The organism is Saccharibacillus sp. O23 (assembly GCF_002205895.1).
In the GTDB taxonomy this organism is placed as follows: Bacteria; Bacillota; Bacilli; order Paenibacillales; family Paenibacillaceae; genus Saccharibacillus.
Window position 1 is genome coordinate 91,532 of sequence record NZ_NJDE01000010.1, and the last position, 22,048, is coordinate 113,579.

Genomic DNA, 22,048 nt, shown 5'->3' on the forward strand with positions numbered 1-22,048 from the left:
CTTGTTGAGAGTATTCCTTTTATTTTTCGTACGTTCATGCCTTTTTTGCGTTCTCGTCAGGGCTTTCGTTCAAGATCCGATTTAAAATGTGATGACCGAACCTTATACATTCACCAAGAGGGAGTTGCACCTAATGTTCAAAAAACTATTCGGCCTTCTGCAGCGCGTCGGTAAGGCAGTCATGCTTCCTGTCGCGATCCTGCCGGCCGCCGGTTTGCTGCTGGCGATCGGTACGCTGCTGGTCAGCCCGGACTTCCTGGAACTGGCTCCTGCGCTCGACGTGCAGTGGGTACAATCCGTCGCTACGGTCTTGATGAAAGCGGGCGACATCGTCTTTGCCAACTTGCCGCTGTTATTCGCGGTCGGCGTAGCCGTCGGTTTGTGCGACGGCGAAGGGGTCGCGGGACTTGCGGCCATCGTCGGTTTCCTGATCATGAACGTCACGCTCGGCGTGGTCATCGGCGTTACGCCGGAATTGACCACTCAGACCGGAATGGGTTACGCCAGCATCTTGGGCATCCCGACGCTCTCTACGGGCGTATTCGGCGGGATTATCATCGGTATACTCGCCGCGGTGATGTACAAAAAGTTTTTCCGAATCGAACTGCCTTCGTATCTGGGCTTCTTCGCGGGTAAACGTTTCGTTCCGATCATGACGGCCGCGACTTCCATTCTGGTCGGCCTGCTGCTCGTCATTATCTGGCCTCCGATCCAACATGGATTGAACGCGTTGTCCAATGCCATGACCAACGGCAATCCGACCTTGTCGGCCTTCATCTTCGGCGTCATCGAACGCTCGCTGATTCCGTTCGGTCTGCATCACATCTTCTACTCGCCGTTCTGGTACGAGTTCGGGGAATACGTCAACAAAGCCGGCGAAGTCTTCCACGGCGACCAGCGGATCTTCATGGCGCAAATGCGCGACGGCGTTCCGTTCACGGCCGGCATGTTCATGACGGGTAAATTCCCGTTCATGATGTTCGGTCTCCCGGCTGCCGCTCTGGCGATCTACCATGAAGCGCGTCCGGAACACAAGAAATACGTAGCCGGCATCATGGGTTCGGCGGCGCTGACTTCGTTCCTGACGGGGATCACCGAACCTCTGGAATTCTCGTTCTTGTTCGTCGCTCCTGTTCTGTTCGGGATTCACGTCATCTTCGCCGGTTTGTCGTTCATGACGATGCAGATTCTCGGCGTCAAGATCGGCATGACCTTCTCCGGCGGTCTGATCGACTTCCTGTTGTTCGGCGTTCTGCAGAACCGCACCGCTTGGTGGAACGTCATCATCGTCGGCCTGATTCTGGCCGTGATCTACTACTTCGGATTCCGTTTCGCGATTCGCAAGTTCAACTTGAAAACGCCGGGCCGCGAAGACCCTACGGAAGAAACGGCGAACGTTTCGGCCGGAGCGGGTACGGCAGGCGAACTTCCGCAAAACATTCTGACGGCGCTCGGCGGACGCGAGAACATCTCGAATCTCGACGCCTGCATCACGCGTCTTCGCGTTCAAGTCAACAATGTAAGCAACGTCGATAAAGACCGTTTGAAAAACCTCGGCGCGGCGGGCGTACTCGAAGTCGGCAACAACATTCAAGCCATCTTCGGCACGCGTTCCGATACGATCAAATCGCAGATTCAAGACATCATCGCGGGACGTACCCCGGTAACGGCTCCGGCCGCGGCGGTCGAACTGCCCGAGAAAAACGAAGCCGTGTCCGACGCTTCGGAAGCGGTCGACGTCCTGAACGAAGAAGTGATCGTTTCCCCGGCCAACGGCGAACTTCAAGACATCTCGAACGTTCCCGATCCGGTGTTCTCGCAGCGCATGACCGGCGACGGTTTCGCGGTACTGCCTTCGGACGGAAACATCGTATCGCCGGTCAACGGCACGATCTTCAACGTCTTCCCGAGCAAGCATGCCATCGGCATCATGTCGGAAGGCGGCAAAGAAATTCTGGTTCACATCGGCGTGAACACCGTTAAACTCAAAGGTCAAGGGTTTAATGTATTGGTAGCGGAAGGCGATGCCGTCATGGCCGGACAGCCGATTCTCGAAGTCGATCTGGCTTACGTGCAAGAACATGCGCCGTCGATCATGACGCCGGTCATCTTCTCGAATCTGCCTGAAGGCGCGACAGTCACGCTGCTGAAGACGGGAACCGTCAAAGCCGGCGAAGAAAACATCGTGTCGATCAAATAAAGGCTGCCGCTCCGCAGCACGACGTTTTAAAGAAGCAAGCAAGACTTAACAAGCTCGCCTGAACCCGCCGCCGCCGGAATGTTCAAGAAGAAGTTAAAAATGAAAATAGAAGGCAAGCGTGCAAATTTCAGGCGAGTAAGCTATAATAAGTATGGTTACTTTAAAAAGAACACATTGGAGGAACTTAATCATGGAAAAAACATTCAGAATCGTAGACGAAGACGGCATCCACGCACGCCCTGCAACGGCGCTTGTCAATACGGCAAATAAATTCAAATCGACCGAATCTTTCGCGGAAGCCAACGGCAAACGCGTAACTTTGAAATCCATTCTGGGCGTTCTGTCCCTGGGTCTGGAAAAAGGATCGACTCTGACGCTGATCACGCAAGGCGAAGAAGAAGCAGCGGCTCTGCAAGCTCTGGAAGACGTAATGGTCGGAGAAGGACTGGGAGAAGTCAATGCTTAATATTTCCGGAATCGCGGCTTCGGCCGGCATTGCCATTGCCAAAGCTTTTCGCCTGGAGCATCCGGATTATACCGTAACCCAGGAGACCGTCAAAAACGCGGAATCCGAAGTCGCCAAGCTTGACGACGCTCTTGCCAAATCGCAGACCGAACTCGAACGCATCAAGGAACGCACGCTGCAAGAGCTGGGCGCGCAAAAAGCCGAGATTTTCGAATCGCATCTGCTGATCCTGAACGATCCCGAGCTGATCAGCCCGGTCAAAGACATGATCGTCAACGATCAAGTCAATGCCGCTTATGCGCTCAACGAGACTTCGAAGCAGTTCGTTTCCATGTTCGAGAACATGAAAAGCGCTTACCTGCAAGAACGCGCCGCGGATATGAAAGACGTAACGAAACGTATTTTGGGACATCTGCTCGGCTTGAACGTGCAGAACCCTGCCGAAATCAGCGAAGAGGTCATCGTGATCGCGGAAGACCTGACGCCTTCGGATACGGCTCAATTGAACCGCAAGTACGTTAAAGGCTTCACGACGAACATCGGCGGCCGTACGTCGCACTCCGCGATCATGGCCCGCTCGCTCGAGATTCCGGCAGTCGTCGGAACCAAGAACGTGCTGGATCAAGTACAGCCGGGCGATATGGTGATCGTGGACGGCCTCGAAGGCAGCGTCATCGTGAACCCGAGCGAAGAAGTCATCGCCGAATACCGCGACAAGCAGGTCAAATACGACGAGCAGCGCGCCGAATGGCGCAAGCTGCGCGAAGAAGCGACCGTGACGACAGACGGCGTTCACGTCGAACTGGCAGCCAACATCGGCACGCCGAACGACGTGGCCGGCGTTCTCGATAACGGCGGCGAAGGCGTGGGCCTGTACCGGACCGAGTTCCTGTACATGGGTCGCGACAAGCTTCCTTCCGAAGACGTGCAGTACAATGCTTATAAGACGGTACTCGAGAAAATGGAAGGCAAGCCGGTCGTTGTCCGCACGCTGGACATCGGCGGCGACAAAGAACTTCCTTACCTCGACCTGCCGAAAGAAATGAACCCGTTCTTGGGCTTCCGCGCCGTGCGTTTGTGTCTGGATCGCACGGACATCTTCCGCACGCAGCTCAGAGCTCTGCTGAGAGCGAGCGTTCACGGCGATCTGCGCATCATGTTCCCGATGATCGCGACTCTCGTCGAGTTCCGTCAAGCGAAAGCACTGCTCGAAGAAGAACGCGAGAACCTGAAGAACGAAGGCGTAGCCGTCGCGGAAGATATCCAGCTCGGCATCATGGTCGAAATTCCTTCGACCGCCGTTCTGGCCGATCAATTCGCGAAAGAAGTCGACTTCTTCAGCATCGGCACCAACGACCTGATCCAATACACGATGGCCGCGGACCGCATGAACGAACGCGTCTCGTACCTGTATCAGCCTTATAACCCTTCGATTCTCCGCCTTGTCGACATGGTCATCAAAGCGGCGCACAAAGAAGGCAAATGGGCCGGCATGTGCGGCGAGATGGCGGGCGATTCCGTCGCGATCCCGCTGCTGCTCGGTCTGGGACTCGACGAATTCAGCATGAGCGCCACTTCCATCCTGCCGGCGCGCAGCCAGATCTCCAAGCTGTCCCGCGCGGACATGCAAGAACTGGCAGCCAAGGCGTTGGAATGCTCGACAGCCGAAGAAGTCGTGGCTCTGGTCGAAAGCATCCAAGCTTAAATCCTTTAACGATCTTTTATAGATCTTCGCATCTTAGACTCGACATAAACATTCAGACGCTGACCGCTTGAGCGGTCAACTCATTAGACGCATTTCGTATCACCGTTTCGCTGTACGATCTCTGTCGCTCCGGCGTGCGCGCCGAGCCTTTGGCACGCCGAAGCTGCGTCCGTCCGGTTCCCCGATTGGGGAGCCGGATTTTTTTCTTTTTCCTTTCCACTCCCGCAAACGAATAAAAAAAAGAACCGGCAGGAAATGCCGGTTCTTTTTTTCTACCACAAACTCTGAATCGTAACCCCCGCCGGTTCCTGCTGCGGGTCTTTCGCGTTGATATGGTCATAGAACATCACGCCGTTCAGGTGATCCAACTCGTGCTGCATCACGATCGCCGGATAGCCTTTGAGTTTCAGCAGCAGTTCTTTGCCGTTCTCGTCTTGCGCTTTGAGCTTGATCTTCTCGTAGCGCGGAACGATCCCTTCGACGTCGCGGTCGACGGACAAGCAGCCTTCGCCGTCCGGCAGATACGTCATCGCCGCGGAATGGCTGACGATCTTCGGATTGAACAGCTTATATTCGTACAGCGTCGGATTTTCTTCTTCCATAACGTCCGTGAACAGCACGGCGAACATGCGGCGATCGAGACCGACCTGATTGGCGGAGATGCCTACGCCGGGACGCAGCCCGTATTTCTCGGACAATTCTTCGTCTTGGCTTTCGTGGAGATAACGCATCATGTTGTCCATCGCGTTGCGGTCTTCGTCGGACAGAGGGAACTTGACCTCCGCCACTTTGCTGCGCAGGATCGGATGACCTTCGCGCACAATATCGTCCATGGTGATGCGGTAATTTTTATCGGTGAGTGGCATGATCGCGGGATACCTCGGCTTCCTGAATTATTATAGGCAAACAAACGGCTGTCTTCGCGTTGACGCGCGAGAGCGCGCACGAACAGACCTTCTTCTATTATGAAGCGATCCGCCGCAAAAGAAAAGCCGCTTTCCCTGAAAAAAGGGAAAACGGCCGACGAAACGTCATATTAGCTGCAGGCGCAGTTCAATACCGGTTTGCGCGCGGCGCTCGTCTCGTCGAGACGGGTAACCGGCGTCGTGTACGGAGCGTTGAGCAGCAGCTCCGGATTTTCTTCCGCTTCTTTGGCGATGCGGATCATCGTGTCGATAAAGCCGTCGAGCGTTTCTTTGCTTTCCGTCTCCGTCGGTTCGATCATGATGCATTCTTCGACGTTGAGCGGGAAATAGATGGTCGGCGGGTGGTAGCCGAAATCGAGCAGCCGTTTGGCGACGTCGAGCGTGCGCACGCCGTGCTTTTTGAGGCCGCTGCCGCTCATGACGAATTCGTGTTTGCAAGGGCCGGCGAACGGCACTTCGTAATGGTCTTTCAGGCGGGCCATCATGTAGTTGGCGTTCAGCACGGCGCATTCGGATACGCGGCGCAGACCTTCCGGACCGTAGGTGCGGATATAAGCATAAGCGCGGACGAGGATGCCGAAGTTGCCGTAATACGCTTTGACGCGGCCGATCGAAGTCGGCGACGGAGCGGCGAAGCCGTACGAACCGTCTTCGAACTTCTCGACGATCGGAGCCGGCAGGTAAGGCGTCAGAATCGACTTCACGCCGACCGGACCCGCGCCGGGACCGCCGCCGCCGTGAGGCGTGCTCATCGTCTTGTGCAGATTCAAGTGGACCACGTCGAAGCCCATATCGCCCGGGCGGGTGATCCCCATGATCGCGTTGGAGTTGGCGCCGTCATAGTAGAGCAGGCCGCCCGCTTCGTGCACGATCTCCGCGATCTCGAGAATTTGTTCTTCGAACAACCCTAACGTGCTCGGGTTGGTCAGCATCAGCGCCGCGGTATCGGAACCGACGGCCGCTCTCAGCTTGTCGAGATCGACCATGCCTTTGGCGGTCGACGGAATGGTCACCGTCTCGAATCCGGCGACGGTGGCGCTGGCCGGGTTGGTACCGTGCGAGGAATCCGGCACGATGACTTTGGTGCGGTGTTCGCCGCGCGCTTCGTGATAGCTGCGGATCATCATGAGACCCGTCCATTCGCCGTGCGCGCCGGCGGCCGGTTGAAGCGTGACGGCATCCATGCCGGTGAGCGCGGCCAGATCGCTTTGCAGCGTATGCATCAGCTCCAGAGCGCCTTGCACGCTCGATACCGGTTGGTAAGGGTGGATCTTGGCGAAGCCGGCGTAACGAGCCACGTCTTCGTTGATCTTCGGATTGTATTTCATCGTGCAGGAACCCAGCGGATAGAAGCCGTTATCCACGCCGAAATTGCGGCGGGAGAGTCCCGTATAATGACGGATCACGTCGACTTCGTACACTTCCGGCAGAGCGGCGGCATCGGCGCGCTTGAATTCGGCCGGCAGCCAGTCCGCGGCTTCCGCTTCGTCGAACGGCACGTCGCATTCCGGCAGGGAATACGCGACGCGGCCCGGTTGGCTGAGTTCGAAGATCAGGGCGCAGTCTTCTTTGGCCGCCGTATCGAGTGCCGGTTTCAGATCAAGGCTCGTATTCATAGACTTCCCTCCAAAATTTCCGCGAAGCGGTCGATGTCTTCCTTGGAACGTCTTTCGGTAACGGCGATCAACATGGCAGGGCCCAGTTCCGGATAATCGCGGGACAGATCGTAACCGCCGATGAATCCTTCTTCGAGCAGTTTTTCGTTCAATTCGTTGAGATCCGTACCTTCGGGCAGCGACAATACGAATTCGTTGAAGTATGGAGCTTGGAAAGCGAGTCGGACGCCTTGAATCGAGCCGAGCTGCTTGGCCGCGTAATGCGATTTCTTCAGATTAAGGTCGCAGACGTCGATCATGCCTTGACGGCCCATGACCGACAGATACACCGAAGCGGACAGCGCCAGCAGCGCTTGGTTCGAGCAGATGTTCGAAGTCGCTTTGTCGCGGCGAATATGCTGTTCGCGGGCTTGCAGCGTCAGCACGAAACCGCGTTTGCCGTTCTTGTCGGTCGTCTGGCCGACGATACGGCCCGGAATCTTGCGCATCAGCTCTTTGGAGACGGCGAAATATCCGCAGGTCGGTCCGCCGTACGAACCGGAGATGCCGAGCGGCTGCGCGTCGCCGACGGTGATGTCCGCGCCCAGCTTGCCCGGCGCTTCCAGCGCGCCGAGCGAGAGCGGATTCGCGCTCACGACCATCAGGCCTTTGTGCGCGTGGATCAGATCGCCGATCGCGCGAACGTTCTCGACGGCGCCGAAGAAGTTCGGCGACTGCACCAATACGGCGGCGGTATCGCCGTCGATCAAGCCTTCGAGCTGGGCCAGATCCGTGACGCCGTTGTCGAATCCGACTTCGACGACTTCGATGCCCAGGCCGTAAGCGTAGGTGCGCACGACTTCGCGGGTCTCCGGATGCACGGTAGCGGAGATGACGATCTTCTTGCGGCGGGTCGCGCCGCCGGCCAGCGACGCGGCTTCGGCCATCGCCGTCGCGCCGTCGTACATGCTCGCGTTGGCGACTTCCATGCCGGTCAGTTCGCAGATATACGATTGGAACTCGAAGATCGCTTGAAGTTCGCCTTGGCTGACTTCGGGTTGATACGGCGTATAAGCCGTATAGAATTCGGAACGGGAGATCACGTGGTTGATGACGACCGGAACCTGATGGTCGTACAGCCCCGCGCCGAGGAAGCTGGCGTAACGGTCGCTGTCGGCGTTCTTGCCCGCCAGATTCGTCATATGGCGCAGCAGTCCGGCTTCGTCCAGCGCGGACGACATCGGCAGCGTGCCTTGGTAACGGACGTTTTTCGGAATGTCGACGAACAGGTCTTCGATGTTTTCGGCGCCTACGGCGGCGAGCATCTCGCGTTCGTTCTGTTCGGTCATCGGAATATAACGGTGTTTCTTCAAGGCGTCTTCACTCCCTTATCGGATTGGGCTTGTTCGCCCGCGATCAATGCTTTGTGAGCCGGCGTGTTCTTATAAAAAGGAGCTTTGACGACTTCCGCTTTGAGCTTCTTGCCGCGAATCTCGACTTCGACCTGCGTGCCGAGCGGCGCGAATTCCGCGTCGATCAACGCGAGCGCCAGATTGCGCTTGAGCGTCGGCGACTGGGTGCCGGTCGTGACTTCGCCGATCCGACGTTCTCCGGCGAAGACCGGATAGTGCGAACGCGCGATGCCGCGGTCGATCATCTCGAGGCCGACGAGCTTGCGCGGCACGCCCGCTTCTTTTTGGGCGGCCAGCGCTTCGCGGCCGACGAAATCGCCTTTGCCGAGCTTCACGAAGTAGCCGAGGCCCGCTTCGAGCGGCGTGATGTCCGCCGACAGCTCCTGTCCGTACAGCGGCAGCTTCGCTTCGAAGCGCAGCGTGTCGCGCGCGCCGAGACCGCACGGCAGCAGACCGAATTCTTCGCCGGCGGCGAGCAGGGAACGCCAGATTTCGGCCGCGCCCGCGGCGGAGACGTACAGCTCGTAGCCGTCTTCGCCCGTATAACCGGTACGCGAGATCAGCGCCGGCACGTCGCCGACCGAAGCCTGCGCGATAAAGCGGAACGGCTGAAGTTCTTCGAGGCCTTCCGTATCCGACACTTTGCGCAGAATCTGCGCGGCGGCCGGACCTTGCAGCGCGATCAGCGCGGTGTCGCTCGACACGTCGCGGAATTCGAGGCCTTCGGGCAGATGCGACTTGATCCATTCCGCGTCTTTGTCCAGATTGCCGGCGTTGACGACCAGCATGTAAGAATCCGCGCCCAAGCGGTACACGATCAGATCGTCGACCACGCCGCCGTTCTCGTAGCACATGAACGTGTAGACGGCTTGTCCGTCTTCCAGCGCCGCGATGTCTCCGGTCGTCAAGGAAGAAATGAAGTCGCAGACGCCGGGGCCGCTAAGCAGAAATTCGCCCATATGCGAGACGTCGAACAGTCCGGCGCGTTCGCGCACGGCCTCGTGTTCTTTCTGGATGCCGTAGAACTGCACGGGCAGCTCCCAGCCGCCGAAGTCGATGCAGCGAGGTTCTCCGGTCTCCGCGTACAGCGGATAGAGCGGGGTTCGCTTAAGGGAAGTCATCGTTTAACCGTCTCCTTCGTAATCGATTTTTCAGTCGTCGTATTCGAATATCCGGCATCGCCGCGCAAAAAAGGACAGGTCCTCAAAGACCGGCCCCGTTTCCGTGTAAAGAAACGTCAGGTCCGATCTTAGAGGCTCTGTCCTTGATACCTGAGAGTTACCCCGCCGCGTCGGCAGGTTTCCCCTTGGGTGATCCGCCTGCGAGCTTCGGCTTGTCGCTGCCGTTCGCGCGGATGCTCTCCAGAGTGGCGTCCGGCAAAGGTCCTTTTGCCTGAGAGATTCACCGCTGCGCCTCCGGCGCTTCGGCTTACTCCTTCGGCGGCACCCGCGGGCGACGTTCGCTCCGGTGCTCTCTCCCTGTGCTTTCACTCGCCTATGCGAATGTCGTCGAACATGGTTTTGCCAAATGCGGATCAAATGCTTTATCCTAATTATTAAGGGATGGCCCCCGTCGTTGTCAACAGAAGTTTGAATTTTACGAAAAATATTGTGAGGAACATTGACACACCAATTTGGCTGCCGTAAGCTAAAAACGCGGAAAAATCCCGAACATACTAAAGTTTTTACCTGCCGAATATTCGGTAATACATTGAAATGGAGCGAAGCGGACAATGAGCGAAGTGAAAGCGGGCTTGTGGTATACCAAGGATCATGAATGGGTGGAGAAGTTGGAAAACGGCAATCTGCGTCTGGGCATCACGGATTTCGCGCAGCATCAGCTGGGCGATATCGTGTTCGTCGAGCTGCCTGCGGAAGGAAGAACCGTATCGGCAGAAGAAGAAGTCGGTTCGATCGAGTCGGTCAAGACCGTATCGGAACTGTTCTGTCCGGTGGGCGGCACGGTGGTCGCTGTCAACGAAGCGCTGGATGCCGAGCCGGAACTGGTAAACGGCGCGCCTTACGGCAACGGCTGGATGATCGAGATTCAACCGGACGGCGAAGCGGAAGGGCTGCTTGCCGCTTTGCTCACGCCGGAACAATACGAAGCCGAAAATCAAGACTGAGATCCGCGTTCGAGAACGCGAGATCCGCTGCGGCCTGCGCGAATGCGCAGGCTTTTTCTCGTATAGCGGATTGTCACGACCTCGAGGCTAGTTTAAAATCGAGAGTAAGAAGACAGGCATAAGCCTGTACGGACGACAGACAATCCGGGCAATCCGAAGGAGGAGAACGGTTTGACGGCAAAAACGGCGCTTGTGACAGGCGCGAATTCGGGAATGGGTCTGGCGACTTCGATCGAACTGGCGGATCGGGGTTATCGCGTATTGATGGCCTGCCGCAGCCGGCAGCGCGGCGAAGAAGCGCTGCGGCAAGTCGAAGCGGCGGGAGGTTCGGGTTCGGCGGAACTGGTTCTGTGCGATCTGGCGGACCTCTCGTCGATCCGGCGTTTTGCGGACGACGTGCACGGACGGACAAGCCGATTGGACGTGCTGATCAACAACGCGGGCGTCGTCAGTCCGAAACGGCAGGAGACGCGGGACGGTTTCGAACTGGCGCTCGGCGTCAATCATTTGGGACATTTTTTGGCGACGAATCTGCTGCTCGACTTGATTCGGGAATCCGAAGCGGGCCGGATCGTGGTCGTGGCGTCCGGCGCGTACAAAGCGGGACGGATCGATTTCGACGATCCGCATCTGCGGGAGCGTTATAACGTGATCCGCTCGTACGGGCAGTCCAAACTCGCGAATATCCTGTTCGCCCGCGAATTGGCGCTGCGCGTCTACGAAGACGGAGTGGCGGTCAACTCTCTGCATCCCGGCGCGGTGCTGACGCAGCTCGGCGTCAATCGCGGAACGGGCTTCGGTCAAGGCGTTTACCGCGCGCTGGGCAAGCTTCCGGCTTTTCAGACGCCGGAAGAAGGCGCCTCGACGGCCGTGTACCTCGCGGATAGCCCGGAAGTCGAAGGCATCTCGCGCGAATACTTCTACCGCAGCCGTCCGCATCGCCTCGACCGCAAAGCCGAAGACGACCAAACGGCGGCTCGTTTATGGGCATGGAGCGAACGCGAAGTCGGCTTGATTCCGTAAAAGTTGATATAATGTTAGATTTCATTACAGAACAGATAAAGAGGAGAAACCATGATGACATCCAAAGAAACGACACCCGATATGCAAGTCGCGCCGACGATCGAATTGGCGACGATGAACGATCTGCCTGCTATCGTAGACATTTACAATTCGACCATCGCCGGCCGTATGGTCACCGCCGATCTGGAACCGATTACCGTCGAGAGCCGCCATGCTTGGTTCGAAGAACACGAACCGTCCCGCCGTCCGCTCTGGGTCATGAAGAAGGACGGCCGGGTGGCCGCATGGATCAGCCTGCAATCGTTCTACGGCCGTCCGGCGTACAACGCGACGGCGGAAGTAAGCATTTACGTCGACGAGTCGCTTCGGGGAACCGGGGCGGGCAGCCGGTTGCTGGAAAAAGCGATTGCCGAGAGTCCGGCTCTCGGCGTTAACACGCTGCTCGGTTTCGTGTTCGGACATAACGAACCGAGTCTGGGACTGCTTCGCAAATACGGATTCGAATCTTGGGGGCATCTGCCGCGCGTGGCCGTTTTGGACGGCATCGAAAGAGATTTGGTCATTTTGGGCTTGCGGCTGGGACAATAAAAGGTCGATTTCACAAGGAGCCGTACGGTACCGGGACGGAATTTCCGCATCCAAGCGTCGCCAAAGCAGGAACGGAGCGTCGTCGGCGCTCCGTTCTTTTTTCATAGGCGGTCAAACGGGTTATGGGTATAAAGTGCGAAAACATTGCGTCCCTCGTGCTTTTTTCGTCCAAATATAACTAAGACAGGTTAACAAGGAAGGATAACGCCATGAATGACCTGCACGATGCGATCAATCAAGCTTTTTCCCGATTCGACGAAGGCGACTTGGACGGAGCGGAGGCCTTATATCTGGCTTGCCTGAATCGTCTGGACGGAAGCAAAAGCGGCGCTTATCGAAGCATCATGCACGGGCTGGGATACGTGAAATGCGGACTCGGCGAATACGATTCGGCTCGTGCGATTTACGAAGAGTTAGCCGCTTTAGCCAGAGCCGGACAGGACCTTTTTCAAGAATCGATCGCGCTGCATCAGATCGGAATGGTCGAGCGTTTGGCCGGCCGTTACGAGACGGCGCTGCTTCGTTTCGATGCGGAGTATGCGAAACTGATTGCTTGGAGACAAACGCTAGACGAACCTTCCGCTCCGCAGAATGAGCAGCAGTGGAATGCGCACGTATCGGCGAATGCTTACGAAAAAGGCTACGTCCGGCTCAAAGCGGGAAACGTGGTCGAAGCGGCCAAAGCGATGGCGCAGGCGCTCGAAGCTGCCAAATGGTCGGGCGATTCAATCTGCCTGGCCTGCGCGTATCGCGGACAAGGGGAGATCGAGCTGGCATGCGGCGAATTCGATCGCGCGGCGCGGAATTTAGCGTCCTCGGCCGCCGCGTTCCGTTCCGCCGGCGACGAGCGAGGGGCACTCGAAGCGGAGCAGCTGGCAAAAAGCCAACAACTCAAATAAGGGGTGAACGAAATATGGCCGATATGCTGAGTTTTAACGATACATTGGACTGTCCCGATTTCGAAGCTTATCCTTACGGCGACCTGGGTCTGACGTTTTCCCCTCAATATTGCACGTTCAAAGTCTGGGTGCCCGGCGCGGAGAAAGTGCGGGTCGTGATCTACGAAGACGAGGGCGAATACGATAGCGCAGGACGAGTGAAAGACCATTCCGGCGGCCGCGAACTGACGATGGAAGAAGACGAATACGGCGTGTGGAGTATCGTCGTGCCCGGCGATCTGGAAGGCCATTATTACATGTACCATATCACCTACAAGATCGGCGAACACGAGAACAGCCGTTACGTGGTCGATCCGTACGCCAAAGCGGCGTCGGCCAACGGTCAGCGCGGCGCGATCGTCAATATGCGGCGTACCGATCCGGAAGGTTGGGAGAATGATATGCGTCCGCCGCTGCGCCATCCGGTCGATTCCGTCCTCTACGAACTGCATGTCCGCGACTTCTCGGCTTCTCAGGACGCGAAGATGAACCACTCCGGTCAATATCTGGCGTTTACGGAAAAAGGGATTCGGACGCGCGGAGGACAGAAAGTCGGCATCGACCACCTGCAGGAACTGGGCATTACTCACGTTCATCTGCTGCCCGTCTACGATTTCTGCACGGTCAACGAATGCGACGTCACGCCCGAAGCGTACAACTGGGGGTACGATCCGCAGAACTACAACGTGCCGGAAGGTTCGTATTCGTCCAACCCGCATAACCCGGAAGCCCGTATCCGCGAATTGAAAAAGTTGGTTCAATCGCTGCACGCTCACGGGATCCGCGTCGTGGTGGACGTCGTGTTCAACCATACGTTTTCCGTGGAAGACGGCCCCTTCGATCCCGTCGTGCCGGGGTACTTTTATCGCTTCAACAAATACGGCCAGCTCAGCAACGGCTCCGGCGTCGGCAACGAGTTGGCGACGGAACGGCCGATGGTCCGCAAATACATTCTGGACTCGCTGCTGTATTGGGCGGAAGAATACCATGTGGACGGGTTCCGCTTCGACTTGATGGGGCTGATCGATACGACGACGATGCGCACCATCGCTTCGGTGCTGCACGAGAAAGTCGATCCTTCGATCCTGATCTACGGCGAGCCGTGGACGGCGCTCGATTCGCCGCTGCGCGAATTGACGCTCAAAGGTTCTCAGCAGGGCGGAGGCTTCTCCGTATTCAACGACAACTTCCGCAACGCGATCAAAGGCGACGGCGACGGTTGGGGCACGGGCTTCATCAGCGGCGCTCCCGACAAAGAAGGCAGCATCGCGCAGGGATTGCGCGGATCGGTCCATGATTTCGCGGCGGAACCGGCGGAGAGCATCAATTACGTGACGGCGCACGACAACTTGATTTTGTGGGACAAACTGATCAAATCGCGCGGTTATTGGGAGCAGACGGGCTTCTTGTCTTTCGACAACGGCAAACCTTCGCAGGGGATGACCGTGGCGCAGGCGGTAGAGGTCAGCAAGCCATACGCGATGCTAAAAGGAGAAGATCCGCTGGATCACGATCTGGTCAAGCGGCAGTTGTTGGCTTACTCCATCTTGTTGACCGCGCAGGGCGTCCCGTTCATCAGTGCGGGCGACGAGATGCTGCGCAGCAAATTCGGCGATCATAACAGCTATCGGAGCCCCGATCTGATCAACGCGATTCGTTGGACCAACAAAGACCGATTCCATGCGGTAAACGATTATATGCGCGGCTTGATCGATCTGAGGCGATCGCATCGCGCGTTCCGGTTGAAGACGCGACACGATATCGAAAAACATATGGACGTGTTCCGCATGCACGGCGGGGTCGTCGGATTCACGCTGAACGATCATGCGGGCGGCGATCTGTGGAAAACGATCGTCGTGGTGCATAACGCTTCGGAATCGGAGCAGACGATCGAACTGCCCGCCCGCGGCCGTCCGTGGAAGATCGTCGTGGACGGACGCCGGGCAGGTACGCGAGCGCTCGGCGAAGCGGCCGATTTCGTTCGGGTGCCGGCTTTGTCCAGTATGGTCTTGTATGACGAAGAAGACGATTACGTGCCGGAAGCGGCGCTGCTGGAATGGGAAAACATGCCGGGCGTCGTTCAGCCGGGCGAGAAGTTGTTCCTGCGCGCGACCGTGCGCGACCAACGCGGACGGCGCATGCCGGAAGCCGAAGTGTCGTACCATTCGTCCGATCCGGAGAAGATCATCATCCGGCGCGACGGTTCGGCATGGACGATCGGAATGGGGCGCGCGCTGATCACCGCGGTATGCGGCGATATGCGCAGCAGCACGGCGCTGCTGATCGAACGTCGCACCATCCATCAGATCGGCATTTCGATCGAAGACGGCGTGCGCCGCCTGTATGTCGGACGAAGCCTCAAATTGAGCGCCGAACCGAAAGATCCGTTCGGCAATCCGATGTCGGCGTCCCGTCTGGAATGGCGTTCCAGCGACGTGGGAATCGCTACGGTCAATCAAGCGGGACGGGTGACCGGCATGCGGCCCGGCCGCGCGGTCATTTCCGTATTCGGCGAAGGCGTGCAAGCGCAGTTGGCGCTGGAAGTCCGCGAGTATACGCCTCGCCGGTTGATCTTGGAATACGAACGCGAAGACGGCGATTATGCCGGCTGGAACTTATGGGTCTGGGGAGCCGCTTTCGGCAGCCGGCGCGTCGATTTCGCGGACGTGTCGAACGGCGTCGCCGACGTGCTGCTCGAAGTGGCGCCGGACGTTCTCAGCTTGGGCTTTATCGTCCGGCACGAAGAATGGGAGAAAAAAGATATCGCGGCAGACCGCTATATCGATCTCGGCGCGATTACCGGCGATTGGGTGCGCATCCGGATTCGCAGCGGCGAATTCCGCGTCTCGGCGGAAGCGTTGGCCGAAGCCGATATACCGGCGCAGCAAGAGCGTTTTGCCCGTCTGGAACAGGAAGCGGCCGAACGTGCCGCCGCCGAGGAAGAAGCGGCGCGCATCGCCGAAGAGGAAAAGGCTCGGCATCAGGAGGCGTCGGACGCCGAAGAAGCCGCTGTTACCGATGCGCAGACCGCGGATTCGGCAGCGGAGACATCCGCCGAAAGCGAAGGCGCGGCCGAACTCGCCGCGGCCGAAGACGTATGGTTGGAGACGTCCCGGGAGCCGCAGGCGGAGCAGGGGACGGCGAACGAAAGCTCCGCGCCTTCCGATCGCGAAGCCGTGCATATTCAAGACGACGGCGAAGCTTCGAAACGCGAAGAGGAATAAAACCGGGTGGAGGCGAGTTTCGCATGATCGAAGAACAGAAGGTGCTGCCCGGTCAATCGATCGGCAAGTCGAAATTGGGCATGAGCCGCGAAGAACTGGCGGCAGCCGAGCCGGATAGCCCTTTTTATTATCAATACGAATTTGCCGGAGACAAAGCCGTATTTATCGAACTTTCCGAATCGGCGCAGGTCGAATTCCGCTGTCTCTACGAAGACATGGATCTGTTCGGCACGCCGGCCGACGAGCTGGTCCCGCGCCTTGACGCGATCAGTCCTTACGTTAGAGACGAAGACGCGGAACTCGGTTTCCGTTATCTGTTCCCGCAGCTCGGGATGCTGCTGTGGCGCTCGAGAGTCTTTCGCGAAGAAGACCGCGAAGCGGAGTGGTATCGGGAGATGCCGCCGGAGAATCAAGAAGACGAACGGCGTTTCCGCTTTTTCGAGACGGTCGCGGTATTCTCGCCGGAGTGGCCGGGTCTGACGGAGGAGAGGGAAGCCTGAGCGATCCTTCGAACAAGCCGACCGATCGTCCGCCTCGTGCGCGGTCGAACCGAAAAAAGCGTCCCGGAATTTCCGGGACGCTTTTTTTGCCGATTACTTCTTACCTTTTATTCGCTTCGATTTAAGCGTCCGCGCCGTTCATGTACACGGCTTTGCCCGTGCGGGCGGATTCGTAGATCGCTTCGAGAATCTCGGAGACGACGCAGGCTTGTTCCGGCGTCACGACCGGAGTCAGGTCTTTGTCGATCGCTTCGATCCAGCGGTACATCTCCAGATCGGCGTCGTTTTCGGCTTTGCCTTCGTAGAACGCGACGCCGCCGGACGACAGTTCGACTTCCTTCGTGTACAGACGGCCGAATTCTTCGCCGTTGATCCGCAGTCCGCCTTTCATGTCCGCTCCGCCTTCGCTGCCGCTCAGGCTGCATTTGGCTTCGTCGATGTCCAGCGTATTCAGCGCCCAACTGGATTCGAGCACGACGGTCGCGCCGTTCTCCATCACGATCATGCCGAACGCGGAGTCTTCGACCGTGAATTTGCTCGGGTCCCACGGTCCCCAAGCGTTCGCCGCGTTCTCGCGCTGCGACAGTTGATGATGAGCGGTACCGAGCACGACTTTCGGCTTGTAGTTGTCCATCATCCAGAGCGTCAGGTCAAGAGCGTGCGTGCCGATATCGATCAGCGGGCCGCCGCCTTGTTTTTCTTCGTCCAAGAATACGCCCCAAGTCGGAACGGCTCTGCGGCGGATCGCATGGGCGCGCGCGTAATAGATATCGCCCAGCGTGCCCGCTTCGCAAATCTGTTTCAAATGCTGGCTGTCGCGGCGGAAACGGTTGTTGTAGCCGATCGTCAGTTTTTTTCCGCTGGCTTTGGCCGCTTCGACCATTCGGCGCGCTTCCGCGGCCGTCTTCGCCATCGGCTTTTCGCACATGACGTGTTTGTCGGCTTCCAGCGCGGCGATCGAGATGCGGGCATGCGATTCGTTCGGCGTCAAGACGTGCACGATGTCGATCGACTCGTCCTGCAGCAGTTGATTGAAGTCGCTGTATACTTTCGCGCCTTCGACGCCGTATTTGGCCGCCGCTTCTTCCGCGCGTTCCGGGATGATGTCGCAGAACGCGACCAATTCGACGCTGTCGAGTTTGCTCAGGCTGGGCAGGTGTTTGCCGTTGGCGATGCCGCCGCAGCCCACGATTCCGATCTTGTACGTTTTGCTCATTAAAGGTCACCTCGTCGATAGGATAAGATCATGTCATTCGGAAATTTCCGCCGGATCGCGCCGCAGTTCGGACTGTTTGGTCCGCCGGTAGACGGAAGGCGAGATACCCATGCGTTTGCGAAACACCGTGTGCAGATAAGCGGCGGTCGAGAAGCCTTCCAGCTCGGCGATCCGCTCGATGGACAAGCTCCCGGTACGGAGCCTGTCGCAGACCGCGCGCAGCCGGATATCTTCCAATACGCGGCTGAACGGGCGGTCCGGATCGACGTCGCGGAAGATCCGCTGAAGCTGCCTCGAACTGAGATCCAGCTTCTCCGCGACGTCTTCCAGCCGCAGGCCCGCGGTATAATTGGCTTCCATATAACGGACCGCGTATTCGTAACGGTAAGCGAGCATGTCGCGGTTCGGCGCTTCCGTGCTCATATCGCCGGCATCGTACGCTTGAATCGTTTTCAGCAGAATGCCGACGACCTGCCGTTTGATATCCGTGTAATAGCCGATCTTCTTGCTCTCGCCGGCTTGATAAGCTTCCAGAAAACAAGGCATCGCTTCGTGCACGTCTTGAGCAGGCCGGAGCGGCAGCGCGTTCAGCTTCTGCATGCATTCTTCGGCTTCCGCCGCTTCCCACGGATCGGCGGCCGGATTATGCCGAGGCACGATATCGACATGCAGGCACAGCTCGTCCATCGCGCGCTGCGGATCGGCTTCCTGATAATGCATGACGCCCGGACCGGTCAGATACAGCAGTCCTTCGGACAGAGGGAAAGGCTGATCGCCGAGAATGACCCGTCCCGCCCCGCGCGGAATGAAATGGAATTCGTAGGTCGAATGGTTATGAAAGTTGATGATGCGTCCCGGTTCGAAAGAGGTCAGATGGAAGCGCAGCACGCGGATCTCGTAATGTCCCCAAGCGACGGCGATGTCCAAGCGCTCCAGCAGATCCCATTTTTCGAACATGACTTCGTAAGGAAAAGGACTGCGCGCGAAACGATTCGTCATATTAACCGTTCCGCTGCTCGAGCGGGACGACCCGTCCTTCTTTGGCCGAACGGTTGGCGGCTTCCATCAAGCGGGTCAACCGTTCGGCCGCCGCGATGTTCTCGGAAGCTTCGGTTCCTTCTTGAATATGGCGGACCCACTGATCGAAAGCACTCTCGCGGTTGCCCGGCAGCGGCTGCTCGGTCCATTCGGAAGCGTTTGCGTCTTTTTTGGTGCGAAGCAGCAGTTTGCTGTCCGGCGTGCCGTAAAGAACGGTGCCTTCCGTACCGTGCACTTCGACGGCGAACGGCGAATAAGGATTGACGAAGCCCGCTTCGACCGAAGCGATCGCGCCGGAAGCCGTATGCAGCGTGGCGAGAGCATTGTCTTCCACTTCTTTGCCGGTTATGTACCCGAAGTTCGCGCCCACGCCGGTGACCGGTTCGCCGAGGAAGAGCGCGGACAGATACATCGGATGGCAGCCCAGATCGATCAGAGCGCCGCCGCCGCATTGTTCGGCATTGTAGAAGTGTTCCGGCAGCCAGTTCGCCAGAGCGCCGTCATGCGACAACCGGGCCCGCACGTACGTCACTCGGCCGAGCAGTCCGCGGTCCAGAATATCTTGAATCGCGAGCGTGTACCCGTCGTTCAGACGCGGCAGCGAAACGGTCAATTTCACGCCGGCTTCGCGCACCTCGGCGAGAATATCCGATACTTCCGCTTCCGTCGGCGCGATCACTTTTTCCGTGAAGATATGTTTGCCTGCACGGGCCGCCGCGATCATGACTTCCCGATGGCGGTTGGTCGGCGCGTCCACGATCACCGCGTCTACGTCTCCCGCGCTTAGCATCTCGTCCAGCGTCTCGTAATAAGGAACGCCGAGCTTCTCCGCCGCTTCGCGTCCGCGCTGCGGGACTTCGTCCCATACGGCGGTGATTTCGGTGTCCGGATGCTGCTGCGCCTGACCGATGTAGTCCCAAGCGTGCACATGCCACAGACTGGCTTTGCCTATACGAATGGTCAAGGTTAAACCTCCTTTGAAGGTATCCAAAATTCTGACATTACCCTACTTAAAATAGCATATGGATCAGGGAAGTTCACTAAAACGATGCGACATTTGAAGTTCAATATCACGACATGACAAAAAGTGGATTTCTGAAAATATACAAGAAGCGGCCGATTGTTTCACGGACGTTCGCCGCCCGCTGTTTAGCTTTGCCGATTTGCGGTTATCCCCTAAACAGAAAGCGGCGTCCGGGCGAATTTCGGCAGGGAACGAGCCGCGGCGAAACACGAGGAGGAGAAGCATGGACCGGAAACGAGGCGAAGAAGCACAAGCTTATTGGAAAGAAGGCGTATTGTATCAACTGTATCCGCCGAGCTTCAAAGACAGCGACGGAGACGGTTGGGGCGATCTCGGCGGCATGCTCGAAAAAGCGGATTATCTCGCCGAGCTCGGCGTGAGCGCCGTATGGATCGGTCCGGTATGCGATTCGCCGATGGAAGATAACGGTTACGATATTCGCGATTACTATAAGATTCACGACGCGTACGGCACGATGGAACAATTGGAGCGGCTGATCGCGACCTTGCACGAACGCGACATCAAGCTCGTCATGGATCTGGTCATCAACCATACGTCGGACGAGCATCCGTGGTTCGAGGCTTCGCGGGCGTCCAAAGACAATCCGTACCGCGAGTATTACATCTGGAAAGCGCCGGCCGAAGACGGAGGTCCTCCGAACAACTGGCGTTCTTTTTCCGAAGAATCGGCTTGGGAATTCGACGAACGGACCGGCGAATATTACCTGCATATTTTCGATAAAAAGCAGCCCGATCTCAATTGGGAAAGCGAAAGCATGCGCCGCGATCTGTACAAGATGATCCGGTTCTGGTTGGACAAAGGCGTGGACGGCTTCCGCTTGGACGCGATCAACATGATCTCCAAAGATCCCGCTTTTCCGGACGCGCCCGAAGACGCCCGGCATCCGCGCGGCCAGCAGTTCTACAAAAACGGCCCGCGGATTCACGAACTGCTGCGCGAACTTCATGAAGAGACGTTCGGCCGTTATCCGGGCACGCTCACGCTCGGCGAAGCGCCGACCGTGACGATGGACGAAGTGGTGCGCTACACCGCGCCCGAGCGGCGCGAGATGGACATGGTGCTGCAGATGGAATTGATCCGCATGGGCAAAGACTTCGGCGATCCGTGGAAAACCGATCCCGACTGGTCGCCGGCCATGCTCAAAGAAAGCGTCGTCCGCTGGCATGACGAAGTGTTCGGCCGCGGCGCTTACGCGCTGTACTTAAGCACGCACGACCATCCGCGCATGATCGGCACGCTGCTGGGCAGTTCCGGCGAAGGAGAGGAAGCCGATTCGTTGAACGACGCGGCGGCCAAAGCGGTCGGCACGTTCCTGCATACGCTTCCGGGCACGCCGCTCGTTTATCAAGGCGAAGAGTTGGGCATGCGGAACGCGAATTACCGCTCGCCGGACGATTATCGGGACAAAGGGACCGTAGCGGCGGCGCGGCGGCGCATCTCGCAAGGGCAAAAAGCGGAAGACGTGCTCGCGAGCCTGCATGCGCGCAGCCGCGACGGCGCGCGTTCGCCGATGCACTGGACAAGCGGGAAGAATGCCGGATTCACGGAAGGCGAGCCGTGGATTCCGATGAGTCCCTCGGGTAAGGAAGCGAATGCCGAAGACGAGCGGAAAGACCCTTCGTCGGTGTTCCATCATTATCGCCGCTTGATCGCGCTGCGCAAAGAATCTCCGGTGCCGGCCCGCGGCGATTTGACGATGCTTCCGCTGGAAGAAGAGTGGGTGGCGGCTTACGTGCGGGAAGCGGAAAAGGAACGTTGGTTGATCTTGATCAACTTTGCCGACGAAACCCGCGAATGTCCGATCGACGAACGATGGAAACGGGAGGCGGAAGCCGGCGAGAAGCTGCTCGAAAGCCGACCGTCGCATCCGGGTTCCGCGTCTTCGGAAGAAACGCCGTTCCGGACGTTCGAAGGCGAACCGCGGCTGCGATTGCTGCCTTATCAATCCGTGGTCTATCGCTTGTCCGCAGGCGTTTAAACGATTCTTCTTCGCGCAAAAACGCCGCCGAGGCGCAAAACCTTTTTTTTCCTAATCTTTGCGTCTCGG

The 22,048-nt window shown here is 58.0% G+C and carries 17 protein-coding genes and 2 riboswitches; of the genes, 10 read left to right on the forward strand and 7 right to left on the reverse strand.

Features of this window, described 5'->3' with window-relative positions; all coding sequences use genetic code 11:
* Positions 1 to 133 precede the first annotated feature (133 nt).
* The 3 genes from ptsG to ptsP all read left to right on the forward strand — a co-directional run bounded on the left by ptsG (position 134) and on the right by ptsP (position 4,371).
* Positions 134 to 2,200 (forward strand): glucose-specific PTS transporter subunit IIBC, encoded by a 2,067-nt coding sequence (gene ptsG, locus CDO73_RS14380; protein WP_088489219.1) that lies wholly within the window; start codon positions 134 to 136, stop codon positions 2,198 to 2,200.
* Between the two features lie 190 nt (positions 2,201 to 2,390).
* On the forward strand, positions 2,391 to 2,666 hold the full coding sequence (locus CDO73_RS14385) for an HPr family phosphocarrier protein (protein WP_088489220.1): 276 nt from the start codon (positions 2,391 to 2,393) through the stop codon (positions 2,664 to 2,666).
* Positions 2,659 to 4,371, forward strand: a complete 1,713-nt coding sequence (gene ptsP / locus CDO73_RS14390; protein WP_088489221.1) for a phosphoenolpyruvate--protein phosphotransferase — start codon at positions 2,659 to 2,661, stop codon at positions 4,369 to 4,371. Before CDO73_RS14385 ends, ptsP begins: the two co-directional genes overlap by 8 nt.
* A gap of 272 nt (positions 4,372 to 4,643) precedes the next feature.
* On the opposite strand, the gene def is transcribed toward ptsP, so the two are convergent.
* The 4 genes from def to gcvT all read right to left on the reverse strand — a co-directional run bounded on the left by def (position 4,644) and on the right by gcvT (position 9,425).
* Positions 4,644 to 5,237, reverse strand: a complete 594-nt coding sequence (def, locus tag CDO73_RS14395; RefSeq protein WP_088489222.1) for a peptide deformylase — start codon at positions 5,235 to 5,237, stop codon at positions 4,644 to 4,646.
* A gap of 170 nt (positions 5,238 to 5,407) precedes the next feature.
* Entirely contained in the window at positions 5,408 to 6,913 is a 1,506-nt protein-coding gene (gcvPB, locus tag CDO73_RS14400; protein WP_088489223.1) for an aminomethyl-transferring glycine dehydrogenase subunit GcvPB, read from the reverse strand.
* Complete coding sequence (gene gcvPA, locus CDO73_RS14405; RefSeq protein WP_088489224.1) at positions 6,910 to 8,265, reverse strand: aminomethyl-transferring glycine dehydrogenase subunit GcvPA; 1,356 nt, start codon at positions 8,263 to 8,265, stop codon at positions 6,910 to 6,912. Before gcvPA ends, gcvPB begins: the two co-directional genes overlap by 4 nt.
* Positions 8,262 to 9,425: a glycine cleavage system aminomethyltransferase GcvT gene (gene gcvT, locus CDO73_RS14410; protein WP_088489225.1), complete on the reverse strand. Its 1,164-nt coding sequence runs from the start codon at positions 9,423 to 9,425 to the stop codon at positions 8,262 to 8,264. The genes gcvPA and gcvT overlap by 4 nt, the downstream gene beginning before the upstream one ends.
* A gap of 135 nt (positions 9,426 to 9,560) precedes the next feature.
* A riboswitch (glycine riboswitch) is annotated at positions 9,561 to 9,671 on the reverse strand.
* A gap of 3 nt (positions 9,672 to 9,674) precedes the next feature.
* A riboswitch (glycine riboswitch) is annotated at positions 9,675 to 9,794 on the reverse strand.
* Between the two features lie 242 nt (positions 9,795 to 10,036).
* On the opposite strand from gcvT, the gene gcvH reads away from it, so the two are divergent.
* From gcvH to CDO73_RS14440, 6 genes are all read left to right on the forward strand, one after another.
* Positions 10,037 to 10,429 (forward strand): glycine cleavage system protein GcvH, encoded by a 393-nt coding sequence (gene gcvH / locus CDO73_RS14415; RefSeq protein ID WP_088489226.1) that lies wholly within the window; start codon positions 10,037 to 10,039, stop codon positions 10,427 to 10,429.
* A gap of 171 nt (positions 10,430 to 10,600) precedes the next feature.
* Positions 10,601 to 11,452: an SDR family oxidoreductase gene (locus tag CDO73_RS14420; protein WP_088489227.1), complete on the forward strand. Its 852-nt coding sequence runs from the start codon at positions 10,601 to 10,603 to the stop codon at positions 11,450 to 11,452.
* A 54-nt stretch (positions 11,453 to 11,506) separates the two neighbouring features.
* Positions 11,507 to 12,040, forward strand: coding sequence for a GNAT family N-acetyltransferase (locus tag CDO73_RS14425; protein ID WP_373446984.1), 534 nt, complete (start codon positions 11,507 to 11,509; stop codon positions 12,038 to 12,040).
* A gap of 209 nt (positions 12,041 to 12,249) precedes the next feature.
* Positions 12,250 to 12,939 (forward strand): tetratricopeptide repeat protein, encoded by a 690-nt coding sequence (locus CDO73_RS14430; protein ID WP_088489228.1) that lies wholly within the window; start codon positions 12,250 to 12,252, stop codon positions 12,937 to 12,939.
* 14 nt (positions 12,940 to 12,953) lie between these two features.
* On the forward strand, positions 12,954 to 16,202 hold the full coding sequence (pulA, locus tag CDO73_RS14435) for a type I pullulanase (protein WP_088489229.1): 3,249 nt from the start codon (positions 12,954 to 12,956) through the stop codon (positions 16,200 to 16,202).
* A gap of 23 nt (positions 16,203 to 16,225) precedes the next feature.
* Positions 16,226 to 16,702, forward strand: coding sequence for a hypothetical protein (locus CDO73_RS14440; RefSeq protein WP_088489230.1), 477 nt, complete (start codon positions 16,226 to 16,228; stop codon positions 16,700 to 16,702).
* Between the two features lie 121 nt (positions 16,703 to 16,823).
* On the opposite strand, the gene CDO73_RS14445 is transcribed toward CDO73_RS14440, so the two are convergent.
* Genes CDO73_RS14445 through CDO73_RS14455 form a run of 3 tightly spaced genes read right to left on the reverse strand, consistent with a single transcriptional unit; the run spans position 16,824 to position 19,920 of the window.
* Complete coding sequence (locus CDO73_RS14445; protein ID WP_088489231.1) at positions 16,824 to 17,918, reverse strand: Gfo/Idh/MocA family protein; 1,095 nt, start codon at positions 17,916 to 17,918, stop codon at positions 16,824 to 16,826.
* Between the two features lie 33 nt (positions 17,919 to 17,951).
* On the reverse strand, positions 17,952 to 18,917 hold the full coding sequence (locus tag CDO73_RS14450) for an AraC family transcriptional regulator (RefSeq protein WP_088489232.1): 966 nt from the start codon (positions 18,915 to 18,917) through the stop codon (positions 17,952 to 17,954).
* A 1-nt stretch (position 18,918) separates the two neighbouring features.
* The gene (locus CDO73_RS14455; protein ID WP_088489233.1) at positions 18,919 to 19,920 is read right to left on the reverse strand and encodes a Gfo/Idh/MocA family protein; all 1,002 of its coding nucleotides are present in this window, start codon (positions 19,918 to 19,920) and stop codon (positions 18,919 to 18,921) included.
* A gap of 283 nt (positions 19,921 to 20,203) precedes the next feature.
* Between CDO73_RS14455 and CDO73_RS14460 the strand changes: the two genes are divergently transcribed.
* Positions 20,204 to 21,979, forward strand: coding sequence for an alpha-glucosidase (locus CDO73_RS14460; RefSeq protein ID WP_088489234.1), 1,776 nt, complete (start codon positions 20,204 to 20,206; stop codon positions 21,977 to 21,979).
* Positions 21,980 to 22,048: the final 69 nt, after the last annotated feature.

Excerpts from the sequence above, each read along its gene's own strand:
- def (WP_088489222.1), bottom strand. The coding sequence starts at position 5,237 with ATGCCACTCACCGATAAAAATTACCGCATCACCATGGACGATATTGTG.
- CDO73_RS14460 (WP_088489234.1), top strand. The coding sequence starts at position 20,204 with ATGGACCGGAAACGAGGCGAAGAAGCACAAGCTTATTGGAAAGAAGGC.
- gcvT (WP_088489225.1), bottom strand. The coding sequence starts at position 9,425 with ATGACTTCCCTTAAGCGAACCCCGCTCTATCCGCTGTACGCGGAGACC.
- CDO73_RS14440 (WP_088489230.1), top strand. The coding sequence starts at position 16,226 with ATGATCGAAGAACAGAAGGTGCTGCCCGGTCAATCGATCGGCAAGTCG.
- CDO73_RS14450 (WP_088489232.1), bottom strand. The coding sequence starts at position 18,917 with ATGACGAATCGTTTCGCGCGCAGTCCTTTTCCTTACGAAGTCATGTTC.
- gcvH (WP_088489226.1), top strand. The coding sequence starts at position 10,037 with ATGAGCGAAGTGAAAGCGGGCTTGTGGTATACCAAGGATCATGAATGG.
- CDO73_RS14385 (WP_088489220.1), top strand. The coding sequence starts at position 2,391 with ATGGAAAAAACATTCAGAATCGTAGACGAAGACGGCATCCACGCACGC.
- pulA (WP_088489229.1), top strand. The coding sequence starts at position 12,954 with ATGGCCGATATGCTGAGTTTTAACGATACATTGGACTGTCCCGATTTC.
- ptsG (WP_088489219.1), top strand. The coding sequence starts at position 134 with ATGTTCAAAAAACTATTCGGCCTTCTGCAGCGCGTCGGTAAGGCAGTC.
- CDO73_RS14430 (WP_088489228.1), top strand. The coding sequence starts at position 12,250 with ATGAATGACCTGCACGATGCGATCAATCAAGCTTTTTCCCGATTCGAC.
- CDO73_RS14445 (WP_088489231.1), bottom strand. The coding sequence starts at position 17,918 with ATGAGCAAAACGTACAAGATCGGAATCGTGGGCTGCGGCGGCATCGCC.
- ptsP (WP_088489221.1), top strand. The coding sequence starts at position 2,659 with ATGCTTAATATTTCCGGAATCGCGGCTTCGGCCGGCATTGCCATTGCC.
- CDO73_RS14425 (WP_373446984.1), top strand. The coding sequence starts at position 11,507 with ATGACATCCAAAGAAACGACACCCGATATGCAAGTCGCGCCGACGATC.
- gcvPB (WP_088489223.1), bottom strand. The coding sequence starts at position 6,913 with ATGAATACGAGCCTTGATCTGAAACCGGCACTCGATACGGCGGCCAAA.